We start from the raw sequence: 16603 nt of genomic DNA, 5'->3' as shown, positions 1-16603 counted from the left end.
ATAGAATGTTGCTGCGTTTATATCAGGTACTACTCTACCTCATCCAACCCCTGATCTGGCTCCGCTTACTGCTGCGCAGCCGCAAAGCTCCAGCCTACCGTAAACGCTGGGCGGAACGCTATGGCTTCTGCGCCGGGAAAGTCGTGCCAGGCGGCATTATGCTGCATTCCGTCTCCGTCGGTGAAACACTGGCGGCCATCCCGCTGGTGCGGGCGCTGCGCCACCGTTACCCCGCGTTGCCGATTACTGTGACCACAATGACCCCAACAGGTTCAGAACGCGTCCAGTCAGCCTTCGGCAAAGACGTGCATCATGTCTATCTGCCCTACGATCTGCCCGGCTCCATGAACCGTTTTCTCGACCAGGTGAACCCCAAACTGGTGATCATCATGGAAACCGAGCTGTGGCCAAACCTGATCAACGCGCTGCATCAGCGGCAGATCCCGTTGGTGATCGCCAACGCGCGCCTGTCAGCCCGCTCCGCCGCCGGCTATAAGAAAATCGGCGGCTTTATGCGCGACATGTTGCGCCGCATTACGCTGATCGCCGCACAGAACCAGGAAGACGGCGATCGGTTTATCGAGTTGGGCTTGAAACGCTCTCAGCTGGCCGTAACCGGCAGCCTGAAATTCGATATCTCCGTCACCCCGGAACTGGCCGCCCGCGCCGTTACGCTGCGCCGCCAATGGGCGCCGCGCCGCCCGGTATGGATCGCCACCAGTACCCATGACGGTGAAGAAACCATCCTGCTGGAAGCGCACCGCAAACTACTGGAAAAACACCCCGATCTGTTGCTGATCCTGGTGCCGCGTCACCCGGAACGCTTCCCTACCGCCAAAGAGCTGGTGCAGAAGGCCGGCTTCAGCTACACCCTGCGCAGCAGCGGCGAAATCCCGTCCGGCAGCACTCAGGTGGTGATCGGCGATACCATGGGCGAGCTGATGCTGCTGTACGGCATCGCCGATCTGGCCTTTGTCGGCGGCAGCCTGGTGGAACGCGGTGGTCACAACCCGCTGGAAGCCGCCGCGCACGCCATTCCGGTGCTGATGGGCCCGCACACCTTCAACTTTAAAGACATCTGCGCCAAGCTTTCTCAGGCCGAAGGCCTGATCACCGTGACCGACGTGGATGCCTTGGTGAAGGAAGTCGAGACCCTGCTGACCGACGAAGACTACCGGCGTTACTACGGCCGCCATGCGGTGGAAGTGTTGTATCAGAATCAGGGAGCGTTGCAGCGCCTGCTGCAACTGCTGGAACCGCATCTGCCGCCCCGGAGTCACTGAATGAGCAGCCGCAAAAGCCTGTCGGTGGTGATGATCGCCAAAAACGAAGCCGGGCTGTTGCCGGACTGCCTGCGCTCGGTCGAATGGGCCGATGAAATCATCGTGCTGGACTCCGGCAGCGAGGACGACAGCGTCGCCGTCGCCGAAAACCTGGGCGCAAAGGTTTTTACGCACACCGACTGGCAAGGATTCGGCAAACAGCGCCAGCTGGCGCAACGCTACGCCAGCCATGACTACGTATTGATGATCGACGCCGACGAACGCGTCACGCCCGAGCTGCGGCAATCCATCGAGCGGGTGTTGAACGCGCCGGACGATGGCGCCGTCTACAGCTGCGCGCGGCGCAACCTGTTCCTTGGTCGCTTCATGCGCCACAGTGGCTGGTATCCCGACCGCGTCAACCGCCTGTACGCCAACCAACGCTATCGCTATAACGACGATCTGGTGCACGAATCGCTGAACATCGGCGACGCCAAAGTGATCCCCCTCAGCGGCGATATGCTGCACCTGACCTGCCGCGATTTCTTCGCCTTCCAGCGCAAACAGCTGCGCTACGCCGAAGAGTGGGCCACGCAACGTCACCGGGCCGGCAAGCGCTGCGGCTATCTGTCGATCCTGACCCACACTCTCGGCGCCTTCGTCAAAACCTGGCTGCTGCGCGCCGGCTTCCTGGACGGCAAACAGGGGTTGCTGTTAGCGGTGGTCAACGCGCAATATACCTTCAATAAATATGCCGCATTATGGGCATTGGGCCGCAACTACTCAGAGAAGTGAATCATGACCAGCAAAGCCATCTACCCCGGGACGTTCGATCCCATGACCAACGGCCACCTGGATTTAGTGACGCGCGCGTCACTGATGTTCGATCACGTGATTCTGGCCATCGCCGCCAGCCCGAGCAAGAAACCGCTGTTCAACCTGGACGAACGCGTAACGCTGGCGACCCAGGTCACCTCGCATCTGGACAATGTGGAAGTACTGGGCTTCAGCGAGCTGATGGCGCACTTCGCCGCGCACCAGAATGCCAATATCCTGGTACGCGGCCTGCGTGCGGTGTCTGACTTTGAATACGAATTGCAGCTGGCGAACATGAACCGCCATTTGATGCCGACCCTGGAAAGCGTATTCCTGATGCCTTCCGAAGAGTGGTCGTTCATCTCCTCCTCACTGGTGAAGGAAGTCGCCCGTCACGGCGGCGATATCGCGCCTTTCCTGCCGGATGTAGTCACCCAAGCCCTGATGACGAAGCTCGCCGCCGAGTAATCGGCTCAGCGCTGGCAGCGCCGGCAAAAGAAGGTGCTGCGCTGCCCGTGCTTGGCGGATTCGATCGGCGTGCCGCACGCGCGGCACGGCTCCCCCGCCCGCCCGTAAACCTGCAACTCCTGCGCGAAATACCCCGGTTTGCCGTCTGACTGCAAAAAGTCGCGCAGCGTCGTGCCGCCTTGCTCGATGGAGCGTTGCAACACCGCCTTGATGGTTTTCGCCAATAGCGCTGCTTCGGCCTCGGTCAACGATCCGGCCGGACGGTCGGGCAGGATCCCGGCGCTGAACAGCGATTCGCTGGCGTAAATATTACCGACCCCAACCACCAGCTTGTTATCCATCAGCCACGGCTTGATCAGCGTGCGTTTATTGCGTGATTTTTCATACAGATAGTTGCCGTTGAACGCTTCGCTCAGCGGTTCCGGCCCCAGGTGCGCCAATACGCTGCTGGTCGCTAGATCTTCGCACCACAGCCAGGCGCCGAAGCGGCGCGGATCGGTATAGCGCAGGATCATGCCGTTGCTGATCACCAGATCGACGTGGTCGTGTTTGCCGGCTTCGTCTTCGTTCTCCTCGCGCAGCATGCGCAGGCTGCCCGACATACCCAGATGCACGATAATCCAGCCACGCTCCAGCTCGATCAGCAGGTATTTGGCCCGCCGCTGCACGCTGAGCACCGGCTGATCGCTTAGCGTCAGGATCTGCTCGGAAACCGGCCAGCGCAGGCGCGCGTTGCGCACCACCGCATACTGAATGCTGTGGCCGACAAGATAAGGCTCTATACCGCGTCTGCTCGTCTCAACTTCCGGTAACTCAGGCATCTGGCTTCCCCTCCGACGTTTTCTACCCTTTATAAAACAAAAAACCCGGCCAAGGCCGGGTTTTTCATTAATCCACTAAAATTATTTAATTTTAGCTTCTTTGTATACTACGTGCTGACGGACAACTGGATCGAATTTCTTCAGTTCCAATTTTTCCGGCTTAGTACGCTTGTTCTTCGTGGTGGTATAGAAGTGACCAGTACCAGCAGAAGAAACCAGCTTGATCTTCTCGCGAACACCTTTAGCCATGATTCAGTTCCTTAATACTTCTCACCACGGGCACGCAGATCGGCCAGAACCGTCTCAATACCCTTCTTATCGATAACACGCATACCTTTAGCAGATACACGCAGAGTTACAAAGCGCTTCTCAGCCTCAACCCAAAAACGGTGTGAGTGCAGGTTAGGCAGAAAACGGCGTTTGGTCGCGTTCATTGCGTGGGAACGGTTGTTACCGCTCACCGGGCGCTTGCCAGTAACTTGGCAGACTCGGGACATGTCTATTCTCCAAAAATCAAATCAGCTCGAGCTTCGTATAGGGTATGGCCGCCTCGTCAGGCTTTTAGAGCCCATCTCAGCAAACTTCATACTGAGGAGACTCTCGTCATCAGGTAGAAACCACACACCAGGTCAGAAACCTGCTGAGATAGGCTCTTGCGCCAAACCCAAGATTCTCAAAGGTGGCGTAGTATACGCTCTGAAGCGTAAGTGCTCAAGTCCCGAACAGCTAAAGATCCCACAAGGATCGCGAAAAAATCGCTTAAAGCCATCCGCGCTCGGCAAAAGAGACGCATTCACCCCGACCGATCACCAAATGATCAAGCACTCGGATCTCCAATAACTGGCAGGCTTTCACCACCTGCTCGGTTATCAAACGGTCGGCATGACTGGGTTCAGCCTTACCCGAGGGGTGATTATGCGCGAGAATCAGCGCGGCTGCATTAGCCTTCAGCGCTTCACGCACAATTTCTCTCGGGTAGACGACGACGCTGCTGATGGTACCAGCAAACATCTCCTGATGGCGAATAACCCGGTGCTGATTGTCTAAAAACAGTACCAAAAAGACCTCTCGCTCACGATGCGCCAGCAAGCTTTGCAAGTAATGCTGGGTAACGCGCGGGTTGAGCATGGCATTTTCCTGCGACAAATGGCTGGAAAAGAAGCGCAGCGCCAACTCGGCAATCGCCTGCAGCTGCGTATAGCTGGCGTCACCCAGGCCTTTTTGGCTGCAAAAAGCCTGATGATCGGCCGACATCAGATGATAAAGCGAGCCGAACCGGCGCAGCAGCTGCTCCGCCAACTGCATCACGTGCACGCCGGGCAGCCCGGTGCGCAAAAAAATGGCCAACAGCTCTGCATCGGACAGCGCCGCCGCCCCCTGCATCAACAGCTTTTCACGCGGCGCCAGCGCGCCCGGCCAACACGCCACAATCGAGTTGCTCATCGTGTTCCTCCCTGAAAGAGCTACAGCATGCCATGTGCTGCCAGACGGGTTCGACAGGTGTTTGATAACATTGCGAAGTGTTTCGCAAAGCACAATGTAACGCCCTGCAGCCATTGCGGAATCGCTCACCTGAACGGCGGATATGCTAAAATGGCGCATCTTTCGGCTTTCAATCGGACAATGATGATGACGGGACTTTCCGGCAAACATATTGTGCTTGGCATCAGCGGCGGCATCGCCGCCTACAAATGCCCAGAGCTGGTGCGCCGCCTGCGCGACAGGGGCGCAGAAGTGCGCGTGGTGATGACCCACGCCGCCAAGGCGTTCATTACACCACTGACACTGCAGGCCGTTTCCGGCTACCCGGTGTCCGACGATCTGTTGGATCCCGCCGCCGAGGCCGCTATGGGCCACATCGAACTCGGCAAGTGGGCGGATCTGGTGATCCTGGCGCCGGCGACTGCCGATCTGCTGGCGCGCGTCGCCGCCGGCATGGCCAACGATCTACTGACCACCGTCTGCCTGGCGACCGATGCTCCCATCGCCGCCGCGCCCGCCATGAACCAGCAGATGTATCGCGCCGCCGCCACGCAGGCCAACCTGCAAACGCTGCAGGCGCGCGGCATGCTGCTCTGGGGGCCGGATAGCGGCAGCCAGGCCTGCGGCGACGTGGGCCCCGGCCGCATGCTGGATCCGCTGGACATCGTCGAGCTGGCGAACGGCTATTTTTCCGCCCCGCAGGATCTGCAACATTTACAGGTTATGATCACCGCCGGCCCGACGCGTGAGGCGCTGGATCCGGTGCGTTTCATCAGCAATCACAGCTCCGGCAAAATGGGATTCGCCATCGCCCGCGCCGCCGCCGCCCGCGGCGCGCAGGTAACGCTGATTGCCGGGCCGGTCAACCTGCCGACGCCGCCATCGGTCACCCGGGTGGACGTCACCAGCGCGCTGGAAATGGAGCAGGCGGTGCAACAACGTGCCGCGCAGCAGCAAATTTTCATCTCCTGCGCCGCCGTGGCCGACTATCGTCCCGAGCGGATCGCCGATGAAAAAATAAAAAAACAGGGTGATGAAATCGTCCTCAAGATGGTAAAAAACCCCGACATCGTCGCCGGCGTGGCGGCGATGACCAAAAATCGACCGTTTGTCGTGGGGTTTGCCGCCGAAACCCAGAATGTGGAAGAATACGCGCGGCAAAAACTGGCGCGTAAGAAGCTGGATTTAATTTGCGCTAACGATGTATCGCTTGCAGAGCACGGGTTCAATAGCGACACCAATGCCCTGCACCTTTTTTGGCAGGATGGAGAAAAACGCCTGGCGCTGAGCGACAAGGCACTCCTTGGCCAACGTTTAATAGACGAGATAGTCAGCCGTTATGATGAAAAAAATCGACGTTAAGATCCTTGACCCGCGTATCGGTCAGGATTTCCCGCTACCGACCTACGCCACTCCGGGCTCCGCCGGCCTTGACCTGCGCGCCTGCCTGGACAGCGCGGTGGAGCTGGCGCCGGGTGAAACCACGCTGCTGCCTACCGGCCTAGCGATCCACATCGCCGACGCCAGCCTGGCGGCGGTGATCCTGCCGCGCTCAGGCCTGGGCCATAAGCACGGCGTCGTGCTGGGCAACCTGGTCGGCCTGATCGACTCCGATTATCAGGGCCAGTTGATGGTGTCCGTTTGGAACCGCGGCCAGAAATCCTTCACCATCGAGCCGGGCGAACGCATCGCGCAGATGGTCTTCGTGCCGGTCGTGCAGGCCGAATTCAACCTAGTGGAAGAATTCGACAGCAGCGAACGCGGCGCAGGCGGTTTTGGCCACTCAGGGCGCCACTAAGCGCCATCCAATGCACGATGGCCGGCAGGGAAACGTCGCCCGAACCTTGCCTATGTGGGGAAAGGGATGTCTCTACGGCAAGGTTTTACCGCGACAATTGCAGCGCACACCAGGCAGCGCGGAAGAAGGCCGTTAAGGCCGCTGACCCCAGCATCGTAAAAAAGCTATCACATAAGCCGCACAGAGCCTGCTCTGCAGCGGCCGGTGCGCGGGTTTCCGTCAGTTAAGTTTTAGCAAGGGTCTAATCAGACATGGCAGAAAAAGAAAATACGAAAAGGAATCGGCGCGAGGAAATATTGCAGGCGTTAGCCCAGATGCTGGAATCCAGCGACGGCAGCCAACGCATCACCACCGCCAAGCTCGCCGCGAACGTGGGTGTTTCTGAAGCTGCGCTGTACCGGCATTTCCCCAGCAAGACACGGATGTTCGACAGTCTGATCGAGTTTATTGAAGACAGCCTGATCACCCGCATTAATCTGATCTTGCAGGACGAGAAAGAGACGTTTAATCGTCTGCGCCTGATTTTACTGCTGATTCTGGGCTTTGCGGAACGCAACCCAGGGCTGACGCGCATCATGACCGGCCACGCGCTGATGTTTGAACAGGATCGCCTGCAGGGCCGCATCAACCAGCTGTTCGAACGCATCGAGGCGCAGCTGCGTCAGGTGCTGAAAGAGCGCAAATTGCGCGAAGGCAAAGGCTTTATCGTCGATGAAACGCTGCTGGCCAGCCAACTGCTGGCCTTCTGCGAAGGCATGTTGTCGCGCTATGTGCGTTCGGAATTCCGCTATCGCCCAACGCAGGAATTCGACGCCCGCTGGCCGCTGTTGGCGGCACAGCTGCAATAACAATAACGCCGGGCATGCCCGGCGTTGTTACTTACACGCCGTACTGCTCACGGTAAGCGCGCACTGCCGCCAGGTGGTCCGCCATTTCCGGCTTCTCTTCCAGATAGGCGATCAGGTCCTTCAGCGTCACGATCGAGATCACCTTGCAGTGATAGTCACGTTCCACTTCCTGAATGGCGGAGATATCCGCACGGCCGCGCTCCTGGCGGTCGAGGGAGATCAATACGCCCGCCAGCGAAGCGCCGGCGGCGCCGATGATTTCCATCGACTCGCGGATCGCGGTGCCGGCGGTGATCACATCATCCACCAGCATCACGCGGCCCTGCAGCGGGCTGCCCACCAGCGAACCGCCTTCACCGTGGGTCTTGGCTTCCTTGCGATTAAAGCAGTAAGGCACGTCGCGATCATGGTGTTCCGCCAACGCGACCGCCGTGGTGGTAGCGATTGGAATGCCTTTGTAGGCCGGGCCAAACAGCAGGTCGAAATCGATGCCGGAGTCCATCAGAGCCTCGGCGTAGAAGCGCCCCAACAGCGCAAGATCGCGCCCGGTATTAAACAGGCCGGCATTGAAGAAATACGGGCTGGTGCGGCCGGATTTCAGGGTGAACTCGCCGAATTTCAATACCTGCTTGTTAAGCGCGAACTCGATAAACTGGCGCTGATAGGCTTTCATTACTGCTTCTCCTCGTCTGAATCTGCTTGGGTCTTGTCGTTACTGCCGCCCGATCGCCGGGCATAAAAAAGGCGACTTCTCAGTCGCCTTGAAAAATTAGTCCGCCAACGCCGCTTTCTGCGCCTGGAAGATGGTTTCGATGCCCCCTCGGGCCAGCGCCAATAGCGCCAACAGCTCATCGTGGCTGAACGGCTCGCCTTCGGCGGTGCCCTGCACTTCAATCATGCGGCCGTCTTCCATCATCACCACGTTCATGTCGGTTTCCGCGGCGGAATCCTCCACATACTCCAGATCGCACAGCGCTTCGCCATTGACGATGCCGACGGAAACCGCCGCCACCATGCCCTTCATCGGGTTGGCTTTCAGCTTGCCGTTGGCCACCAGGGTGTTCAGCGCATCGGCCAGCGCCACGCAGGCACCGGAGATGGAGGCGGTGCGGGTGCCGCCGTCGGCCTGCAGTACGTCGCAGTCGAGGGTGATGGTGAATTCACCGAGCTTTTTCAGATCCACCGCGGCACGCAGCGAGCGGGCGATCAGGCGCTGGATCTCCAGCGTGCGACCGCCCTGTTTGCCTTTGGCGGCTTCACGGGCGTTGCGGCTGTGGGTGGAGCGCGGCAGCATGCCGTACTCGGCGGTGATCCAACCCTGCCCCTGGCCTTTCAGGAAGCGCGGAACGCCCTCTTCTACCGTGGCGGTGCACAAGACTTTGGTATCGCCAAACTCAACCAGCACTGAACCTTCAGCGTGTTTGGTATAGTGACGGGTCAGTGTCAGGGGGCGAACTTGCTGTGGTGCTCTGCCTGCAGGACGCATGGGCTCTCTCCGGCTTCAAATCAACTATTGGCTGCGCATTATACGGGCTTCGTGACGTAATGCCTATCCTGCCCGCAGCCGCGACGCTATAATCGCCCCATCTTTTCCTATTACGGGTACGCATCAATGATCCGCAGCATGACCGCCTACGCCCGGCGTGAAATCAAGGGTGAATGGGGCAGCGCAGCCTGGGAGCTGCGTTCCGTTAACCAGCGCTACTTAGAAACCTACATCCGCCTGCCGGAACAATTCCGCAGCCTGGAGCCGGTGATCCGTGAACGTATCCGTGGCCGCCTGACCCGCGGCAAAGTCGAATGCAACCTGCGTTTCGAACTGGATCCAAGCGCGCAAAGCTCGATGATCCTGAACGAAAAACTGGCCAAACAGCTGGTCGAAGCCGCCAACTGGGTGAAAATGCAAAGCGACGAAGGGGAAATCAACCCGATCGACGTGCTGCGCTGGCCGGGCGTGATGTCCGCGCAGGAGCAGGATCTGGACGCCATCAGCGCCGAGCTGATGCAGGCGCTGGACGGCGCGCTGGATGACTTCATCGTCGCACGCGAAAGCGAAGGCGCCGCGCTGAAAACGCTGATCGAACAGCGCCTCGACGGCGTCAGCGCCGAAGTGGTCAACGTGCGTGCCCAGATGCCGAACATCCTGCAATGGCAGCGTGAGCGCCTGGTCAGCAAACTGGAAGAAGCGCAGGTGCAGCTGGAAAACACCCGCCTGGAGCAGGAGCTGGTGCTGATGGCGCAGCGTATCGACGTCGCCGAAGAGCTGGACCGTCTGGAAGCGCACGTGAAAGAGACGCACAACATCCTGAAGAAGAAAGAAGCCGTCGGCCGCCGCCTCGACTTCATGATGCAGGAGTTCAACCGCGAATCGAACACTCTGGCCTCCAAGTCGATCAATGCCGACGTCACCGCTTCCGCCATCGAGCTGAAAGTGCTGATCGAGCAAATGCGCGAGCAGATCCAGAATATCGAGTGATCCCGCTCCGCACGCCATCAAGCCCGCGCCACGCGGGCTTTTTTATGGCTGCGGATCAGCGGTAGGCGGCCGCCTGCTCTTCACCCATCAGCCCCATTTTCTGCAGTTGCACCGCAATACTCCAGGTTGAGCGCTCGAACTCATCGCTCAGCGCTTCCAGCGTCGCCCCTGCCGCATGGCTCTCGCGCAGCCGCAACGTTTCCTCTTCCGACCAAGGGAAGTAAACATTGGCCGGACGGCTCCCGGCCAGGTTCTTTTGCTGCTTCTCCTCCGGCGTCAACCTGGCTTTGTTCTGCCGTTCGGACTCACCGTCAAACTCGTTGGCCAACGCGAACAGCAGGCGAATAGCCTCCGGCGCGCAGGCCGCTGAAGCCGGTCTCAACAACTCGCCGGTGTCGGGATTAACGCCGTTGGCCAGCGCCTTGAGCAACATGCCGGTATTCATCGTTCGCCTCCTTAATCCGAGAAAATGCGCACCAGTCACGGCGCCTTGTTCAAGCATTTTTCCCTCCCTCTGCCGAGAAAACCACGCTTTGCGCCATGAAGAAACGCCGATTGCGAGCCAGATTCCAGGCGCCTGCACGCGAGTGGCGGCGATTACATCAGGTTGCGAGCCAACAGGTCTCTTGGGAGACGGTTCACCGGGGAGCTTATGAAAAACTGCCGGACAGCACGTGCGGATGACAATCGGCAAGATATCCCGCGTGCCATAAGTATTTTGTTCTAATTATCACGCAAGGTAATGAAAGGACGGCGATGCTGTGGCTAAATGTGTTTTTTTCCTGCCCGTGAACCGTACGGACCGTTTATGCCACAAATTCTGCAATTTATTATGGCCCTGGTGGTGATCATCGCCCTGGCGCTGCTGGTCAGCAATAATCGCAAGAAAATCCGCCTGCGCTACATCATCCAACTGCTGGTGATAGAAGGCGCGCTGGCTTACTTCTTCCTGCACTCCGCCAGCGGGCTCAGCGTGATCAAGCACGTCGCCGGCTTCTTCGACACCCTGCTGGGCTACGCCGCCCAAGGCTCGGAGTTCGTGTTCGGCGGCATGAGCAAAGATGGCCTGGCGTTTATCTTCCTCGGCGTTTTGTGCCCTATCATCTTTATTTCCGCCCTGATCGGCATTTTGCAGCATTTCCGTATCCTGCCGCTGATCATCCGCCTGGTCGGCACCCTGCTGTCCAAGGTCAACGGCATGGGCAAGCTGGAATCGTTCAACGCCGTCAGCACGCTGGTGCTGGGGCAGTCGGAGAACTTCATCGCCTACAAGGGCATCATCGGCGATATCTCGCCGCGCCGCATGTACACCATGGCCGCGACCGCCATGTCGACGGTATCGCTCTCCATCGTCGGCGCCTACATGTCGATGATCGATGCGCAGTACGTGGTGGCGGCGTTGATCCTCAACATGTTCAGCACCTTCATCATTCTGTCGATCATCAACCCGTATCAGGTCGAAGACGAGCCAGAGCTGAAGCTGAACAAGCTGCATGAAGACCAGAGCTTCTTCGAAATGCTGGGCGAGTACATTCTGGCCGGTTTCAAGATTGCGATGATCATCGCGGCGATGTTGATCGGCTTTATCGCGCTGATCTCCGCCGTCAACGCACTGTTCTCGGCGGTGCTCGGCATCAGCTTCCAGCAGCTCCTCGGCTATGTGTTCTATCCGCTGGCCTGGCTGATCGGCATCCCGGCGGAAGAGGCCCTACAGGCGGGCAGCATCATGGCGACCAAACTGGTGGCCAACGAATTCGTGGCGATGATTGAGCTGAAGAAGATCGCGGTGGAACTGTCGCCGCGCGGGCTGGGTATCCTGTCGGTGTTCCTGGTGTCGTTCGCCAACTTCGCCTCCATCGGCATCGTCGCCGGCGCCATCAAGGGGCTGAACGAGCAGCAAGGCAACGTGGTTTCCCGTTTTGGCCTGAAGCTGGTTTATGGCTCGACGCTGGTAAGCCTGCTGTCGGCGGCCATCGCCGGCCTGGTGCTGTAATCCCCACTCCCGGCCGCCAGGCCGGGAGTACGTTTAAAACGCCACGCACACCGGCGCATCCACCCGCATCACCGAATCCTGTGCAAACTGCTGCTTATAGTCGTTGCGCAGCGCCTCGATATTTGCCTCACTCTCCTTGTCCGGCGCATGGATCAGCATCAGCGCCTTGCTGTTCTCGCGCGCCAGCTTGCCGTCGTGGCCCAGCCATTGTCCTTTGGCGTCGAATATCGTCAGCCCGTCTTTAAAGCGCGGCGTTACCTGGCTATCGACGAAGGTTTGCCACTCTGGGGCGGTAATCGCCGGCCCCGCCGGGCGATTCAGGCCAAAGTAGAGCGTCGTCTGCATCATCGGATCGCCGGTGCGGCAAACCGGAGCGGATGAAACGGTCTGGTGGCCCGGCGCTACGCAGCCGTTCAATAGCAGGGCAACCAGTACGGCGCCGGCGGCCAGTCTTGGGGAGTTTTTCATCTGCGATCTCTGTTTCTCGGTTGAAGGATTACCTGCAAAAAGCATAGTCAGCGCCGGAAATTAGCGCGAAATTTCTAATGCTTTTATCCATCTATCAATGTTAATAAAGGCGGATACCCAGCGAAAAAGGCACACTTTAAATTAGATAAACTAATCCGAAACGCCATTGGTGAGAAAAACTCAGTGGCGCACGTCATCGGCGGCGATTACCCTGCCGGCCATCATTCAGACGCAAGCTACGCTGTGAACCCCTTATGTTACTGAGCATCCTTTATATCATCGGCATCACCGCCGAAGCCATGACCGGCGCGCTGGCGGCCGGCCGCCGCCAAATGGACATGTTCGGCGTGATCATCATCGCCTCGGTCACGGCGATCGGCGGCGGGTCGGTGCGCGATATGCTGCTCGGTCATTTCCCGTTGGGCTGGGTCAAACACCCGGAATACATCGTCATCGTCGCGATCGCGGCGATCGTCACCACCTGGGTGGCGCCCCTGATGCGCCATCTGCGCCGCCTGTTCCTAGTGCTCGACGCCGTCGGCCTGATCGTTTTTTCCATCATCGGCGCGCAGGTGGCGCTGGATATGGGGCACAGCGCGATTATCGCCGCCATCGCCGCGGTGATCACCGGCGTCTTCGGCGGGGTGCTGCGCGACATGTTCTGCAACCGCATTCCGCTGGTCTTCCAGAAAGAGATCTACGCCGGTATCTCCTTCAGCGCCGCCTGGCTTTACATCGGCCTGCAGCACCTCAGCCTGCCGCACAATCTGGTGGTGGTCATCACCCTGATCGCCGGTCTGAGCGCGCGCCTGATCGCCCTGCGCTTCCGCCTCGGCCTGCCGGTGTTCAACTACCAGCATCCGGATCACTGATCTCGGGGCGGCAACGCGCCGCCACCGAGGCCAAAACTGCAGAAATGTTGCCCTTCGACGCGCAAATTCGCTCATTCGCCGCTTTTTCCGCGCAAAGCGGCGGGCAAAATGCGAGCTAACGCTGCACCTGGCGCGTTAGCCGTGTATACTGTGCGGAGAAAATACACATCCGCTGTTATTGGCATATCAACCGTTATCAACGAACATCATCATGGCTCAAGGCACGCTTTATATTGTCTCTGCTCCCAGTGGCGCAGGTAAATCAAGTCTGATTCAGGCTTTGTTAAAGACGCAACCGCTGTACGACACGCAGGTTTCGGTTTCGCACACCACGCGCGACAGCCGCCCGGGTGAAAATCACGGCGAGCATTATTTCTTCGTCTCGAAAGACGAATTCCGCCGGATGATCGAGCAGGACGCGTTTCTTGAGCACGCCGAAGTGTTCGGCAACTATTACGGCACCTCGCGCGCCGCCATCGAGCAAGTGTTGGCGACCGGCGTAGACGTGTTTCTGGATATCGACTGGCAGGGCGCGCAGCAAATCCGCGCCAAAATGCCGCAGGCGCGCAGCATCTTCATTCTGCCGCCGTCGAAGGAAGAACTGGGCCGCCGCCTGCGCGGGCGCGGGCAGGATTCCGAAGAGGTGATCGCCAAGCGCATGGCTCAGGCCGTGGCGGAAATGACGCATTACGCGGAGTACGATTACCTGATCGTGAACGATGATTTCGATCTGGCGCTGTCCGATCTGAAAACCATCATTCGCGCCGAACGCCTGCGTTTGGGCCGCCAGTTGCTGCGGCATGACGCTTTAATCAGCAAACTATTGGCAGACTGAAGGCAGTTTCAGTATCATGCCCAGTCTTTTCGTCACCTGTGGAGTAGCACAAATATGGCACGCGTAACTGTTCAAGACGCTGTAGAGAAAATTGGTAACCGTTTTGACCTGGTGTTGGTCGCTGCTCGTCGGGCGCGTCAGATCCAGACCGGCGGCAAAGATGCACTGGTTCCGGAAGAGAACGACAAGTACACCGTTATCGCCCTGCGCGAAATCGAAGAAGGCCTGATCACCAGCCAGATCCTCGACGTGCGTGAGCGCCAGGAACAGCAAGAGCAGGAAGCCGCAGAGATTCAAGCGGTTACCGCGATTGCTGAAGGTCGTCGTTAATTAGACTGCGAGTCCGCCTTGTACCTGTTTGAAAGCCTGAATCTGCTGATTCAACGTTACCTGCCCGAGGAGCAGATTAAGCGCCTCAAACAGGCATACCTCGTCGCGCGCGACGCGCACGAGGGCCAGACACGCTCCAGCGGTGAGCCTTACATTACTCACCCGGTCGCCGTGGCCTGCATCCTGGCGGAAATGCGTCTCGACCACGAGACGCTGATGGCGGCATTGCTGCACGACGTCATCGAAGACACCCCGGCCACCTACCAAGATATGGAACAGCTGTTCGGCAAGAGCGTCGCCGAACTGGTCGAGGGCGTCTCCAAACTCGACAAGCTGAAGTTCCAGGACAAGAAAGAAGCGCAGGCGGAAAACTTCCGCAAGATGATCATGGCGATGGTGCAGGATATCCGCGTCGTACTGATCAAGCTGGCCGACCGTACGCACAACATGCGCACCCTCGGTTCGCTGCGCCCCGACAAACGCCGGCGCATCGCGCGTGAAACCCTGGAAATCTACAGCCCGCTCGCCCACCGTCTGGGTATTCATCACCTGAAAACCGAGCTGGAAGAGCTGGGCTTCGAGGCGCTGTACCCGAACCGTTATCGCGTGATCAAGGAAGTGGTGAAAGCCGCGCGCGGCAACCGCAAAGAGATGATTCAAAAAATCCTCTCCGAGATCGAAGGGCGACTGACCGAAGCCGGCATCGCCTGCCGCGTCAGCGGGCGGGAAAAACACCTCTACTCCATCTACCTCAAGATGCATCTCAAAGAACAGCGTTTCCATTCCATCATGGATATCTACGCGTTCCGGGTGATCGTGAAAGAGGTCGATACCTGCTACCGCGTGCTCGGCCAGGTGCACAGCCTGTACAAACCGCGCCCGGGGCGGGTGAAAGATTACATCGCCATTCCCAAAGCCAACGGCTATCAATCGCTGCATACCTCGCTGATCGGCCCGCACGGCGTGCCGGTCGAAGTGCAGATCCGCACCGAAGACATGGACCAGATGGCTGAGATGGGGGTGGCCGCGCACTGGGCTTACAAGGAAAGAGAACAGGGCGAAACCGGCACCACGGCGCAGATCCGCGCCCAGCGCTGGATGCAAAGCCTGCTGGAGCTGCAGCAAAGCGCCGGCAGTTCGTTTGAATTTATCGAGAGCGTCAAATCCGATCTGTTCCCGGATGAGATTTACGTTTTCACCCCGGAAGGCCGCATCGTCGAGCTGCCCGCCGGCGCCACGCCGGTCGACTTCGCTTATGCGGTGCATACCGATATCGGCCACGCCTGCGTCGGTGCGCGCGTCGATCGTCAGCCGTACCCGCTGTCGCAGTCGCTGACCAGCGGCCAGACCGTCGAGATCATCACCGCGCCGGGCGCACGGCCCAACGCCGCCTGGCTGAACTTCGTGGTCAGCTCGAAAGCGCGCGCCAAAATTCGCCAGATGCTGAAGAACCTCAAGCGCGACGACTCCGTCGGCCTCGGCCGCCGTCTGCTCAACCACGCGCTGGGCGGCAGCCGCAAGCTGGCCGAGATCCCGCAGGAAAACATTCAGCACGAGCTGGACCGCATGAAGCTGGCGACGCTGGACGATCTGCTGGCGGAAATCGGCCTCGGCAACGCCATGAGCGTGGTGGTGGCGAAGAACCTGCAGGGCGACCAGTCCAGTCTGGGCGCTTCCTCCGGCGTGCGCAACCTGGCTATCAAGGGCGCCGACGGCGTGTTGATCACCTTCGCCAAGTGCTGCCGTCCGATTCCTGGCGACCCGATTATCGCTCACGTCAGCCCAGGTAAAGGGCTGGTGATCCACCATGAGTCCTGCCGCAACATTCGCGGCTATCAGAAAGAGCCTGAGAAATTCATGGCGGTCGAGTGGGATAAAGAGACCGAGCAGGAGTTCATCGCCGAGATCAAGGTGGATATGTTTAACCACCAGGGCGCGCTGGCCAACCTGACGGCGGCGATCAACGCGGCCGAATCCAATATTCAGAGCCTGAACACCGAAGAGAAAGACGGTCGGGTTTATAGCGCCTTTATCCGCTTGACCACCCGCGATCGCATCCATTTGGCAAACATTATGCGTAAAATCCGTATCATGCCGGATGTGATCAAAGTTAACCGCAACCGAAACTAGCGCT

At 59.0% G+C, this 16603-nt stretch carries 20 protein-coding genes; 12 read left to right on the top strand and 8 right to left on the bottom strand.

Annotated elements, in window-relative coordinates; genetic code table 11:
* Positions 1-5 precede the first annotated feature (5 nt).
* From waaA to coaD, 3 genes are read left to right on the top strand one after another with little or no spacing between them, the layout of a single operon-like run.
* Positions 6-1283, top strand: a complete 1278-nt coding sequence (waaA, locus tag BHU62_RS18685; RefSeq protein ID WP_073533438.1) for a lipid IV(A) 3-deoxy-D-manno-octulosonic acid transferase — start codon at positions 6-8, stop codon at positions 1281-1283.
* Positions 1284-2057 carry a glycosyltransferase family 2 protein gene (locus tag BHU62_RS18680; protein WP_073533437.1) on the top strand — a complete coding sequence of 258 codons (774 nt, stop codon included), beginning with the start codon at positions 1284-1286 and terminating at the stop codon, positions 2055-2057.
* A 3-nt stretch (positions 2058-2060) separates the two neighbouring features.
* Positions 2061-2546 carry a pantetheine-phosphate adenylyltransferase gene (gene coaD, locus BHU62_RS18675; RefSeq protein ID WP_073533436.1) on the top strand — a complete coding sequence of 162 codons (486 nt, stop codon included), beginning with the start codon at positions 2061-2063 and terminating at the stop codon, positions 2544-2546.
* A gap of 5 nt (positions 2547-2551) precedes the next feature.
* On the opposite strand, the gene mutM is transcribed toward coaD, so the two are convergent.
* The 4 genes from mutM to radC form a co-directional block, all read right to left on the bottom strand.
* On the bottom strand, positions 2552-3367 hold the full coding sequence (gene mutM / locus BHU62_RS18670) for a bifunctional DNA-formamidopyrimidine glycosylase/DNA-(apurinic or apyrimidinic site) lyase (RefSeq protein ID WP_073533435.1): 816 nt from the start codon (positions 3365-3367) through the stop codon (positions 2552-2554).
* Between the two features lie 81 nt (positions 3368-3448).
* Positions 3449-3616, bottom strand: coding sequence for a 50S ribosomal protein L33 (rpmG, locus tag BHU62_RS18665; protein ID WP_002442576.1), 168 nt, complete (start codon positions 3614-3616; stop codon positions 3449-3451).
* 11 nt (positions 3617-3627) lie between these two features.
* Entirely contained in the window at positions 3628-3864 is a 237-nt protein-coding gene (rpmB, locus tag BHU62_RS18660) for a 50S ribosomal protein L28 (RefSeq protein WP_004931195.1), read from the bottom strand.
* A gap of 262 nt (positions 3865-4126) precedes the next feature.
* Positions 4127-4810, bottom strand: coding sequence for a RadC family protein (gene radC, locus BHU62_RS18655; RefSeq protein WP_033654522.1), 684 nt, complete (start codon positions 4808-4810; stop codon positions 4127-4129).
* Positions 4811-4993: 183 nt separating this feature from the next.
* Between radC and coaBC the strand changes: the two genes are divergently transcribed.
* From coaBC to slmA, 3 genes are all read left to right on the top strand, one after another.
* Positions 4994-6211, top strand: a complete 1218-nt coding sequence (gene coaBC / locus BHU62_RS18650; RefSeq protein ID WP_073533506.1) for a bifunctional phosphopantothenoylcysteine decarboxylase/phosphopantothenate--cysteine ligase CoaBC — start codon at positions 4994-4996, stop codon at positions 6209-6211.
* Positions 6189-6647 carry a dUTP diphosphatase gene (gene dut, locus BHU62_RS18645; protein WP_061799623.1) on the top strand — a complete coding sequence of 153 codons (459 nt, stop codon included), beginning with the start codon at positions 6189-6191 and terminating at the stop codon, positions 6645-6647. The genes coaBC and dut overlap by 23 nt, the downstream gene beginning before the upstream one ends.
* Before the next feature lie 251 nt (positions 6648-6898).
* On the top strand, positions 6899-7495 hold the full coding sequence (gene slmA / locus BHU62_RS18640) for a nucleoid occlusion factor SlmA (RefSeq protein ID WP_025304700.1): 597 nt from the start codon (positions 6899-6901) through the stop codon (positions 7493-7495).
* 31 nt (positions 7496-7526) lie between these two features.
* Here the strand turns inward: slmA and pyrE are convergent, their stop codons facing one another.
* Both pyrE and rph read right to left on the bottom strand, forming a co-directional pair.
* The gene (gene pyrE / locus BHU62_RS18635; RefSeq protein ID WP_073533434.1) at positions 7527-8168 is read right to left on the bottom strand and encodes an orotate phosphoribosyltransferase; all 642 of its coding nucleotides are present in this window, start codon (positions 8166-8168) and stop codon (positions 7527-7529) included.
* A 96-nt stretch (positions 8169-8264) separates the two neighbouring features.
* Complete coding sequence (rph, locus tag BHU62_RS18630; RefSeq protein WP_025160305.1) at positions 8265-8981, bottom strand: ribonuclease PH; 717 nt, start codon at positions 8979-8981, stop codon at positions 8265-8267.
* A 126-nt stretch (positions 8982-9107) separates the two neighbouring features.
* On the opposite strand from rph, the gene BHU62_RS18625 reads away from it, so the two are divergent.
* Positions 9108-9971 (top strand): YicC/YloC family endoribonuclease, encoded by an 864-nt coding sequence (locus BHU62_RS18625; protein ID WP_073533432.1) that lies wholly within the window; start codon positions 9108-9110, stop codon positions 9969-9971.
* Positions 9972-10026: 55 nt separating this feature from the next.
* Here BHU62_RS18625 and BHU62_RS18620 read toward each other — a convergent pair whose 3' ends face one another.
* Entirely contained in the window at positions 10027-10416 is a 390-nt protein-coding gene (locus BHU62_RS18620) for a hypothetical protein (RefSeq protein ID WP_073533430.1), read from the bottom strand.
* Between the two features lie 363 nt (positions 10417-10779).
* Here BHU62_RS18620 and BHU62_RS18615 point away from each other — a divergent pair, with 363 nt between their 5' ends.
* A complete protein-coding gene (locus tag BHU62_RS18615; protein WP_073533428.1) occupies positions 10780-11964 on the top strand; it encodes a NupC/NupG family nucleoside CNT transporter in 1185 nt (394 codons plus the stop codon).
* A gap of 33 nt (positions 11965-11997) precedes the next feature.
* Here the strand turns inward: BHU62_RS18615 and BHU62_RS18610 are convergent, their stop codons facing one another.
* Positions 11998-12432: a DUF3574 domain-containing protein gene (locus BHU62_RS18610; protein WP_073533426.1), complete on the bottom strand. Its 435-nt coding sequence runs from the start codon at positions 12430-12432 to the stop codon at positions 11998-12000.
* Between the two features lie 254 nt (positions 12433-12686).
* On the opposite strand from BHU62_RS18610, the gene BHU62_RS18605 reads away from it, so the two are divergent.
* The 4 genes from BHU62_RS18605 (at position 12687) to spoT (ending at position 16599) form a co-directional block, all read left to right on the top strand.
* Positions 12687-13304, top strand: a complete 618-nt coding sequence (locus BHU62_RS18605; RefSeq protein WP_073533424.1) for a trimeric intracellular cation channel family protein — start codon at positions 12687-12689, stop codon at positions 13302-13304.
* Positions 13305-13515: 211 nt separating this feature from the next.
* Entirely contained in the window at positions 13516-14139 is a 624-nt protein-coding gene (gene gmk, locus BHU62_RS18600; protein WP_004931218.1) for a guanylate kinase, read from the top strand.
* 54 nt (positions 14140-14193) lie between these two features.
* A complete protein-coding gene (gene rpoZ, locus BHU62_RS18595) occupies positions 14194-14469 on the top strand; it encodes a DNA-directed RNA polymerase subunit omega (RefSeq protein WP_004931221.1) in 276 nt (91 codons plus the stop codon).
* A gap of 18 nt (positions 14470-14487) precedes the next feature.
* Complete coding sequence (gene spoT, locus BHU62_RS18590; protein WP_019452189.1) at positions 14488-16599, top strand: bifunctional GTP diphosphokinase/guanosine-3',5'-bis pyrophosphate 3'-pyrophosphohydrolase; 2112 nt, start codon at positions 14488-14490, stop codon at positions 16597-16599.
* Positions 16600-16603: the final 4 nt, after the last annotated feature.

The sequence above is a fragment of the Serratia marcescens genome (genome assembly GCF_001902635.1).
In the GTDB taxonomy this organism is placed as follows: Bacteria; Pseudomonadota; Gammaproteobacteria; order Enterobacterales; family Enterobacteriaceae; genus Serratia; species Serratia marcescens_F.
Note: the sequence above shows the minus strand (reverse complement) of the source record. Positions and strands in the feature narration are given on the sequence as shown.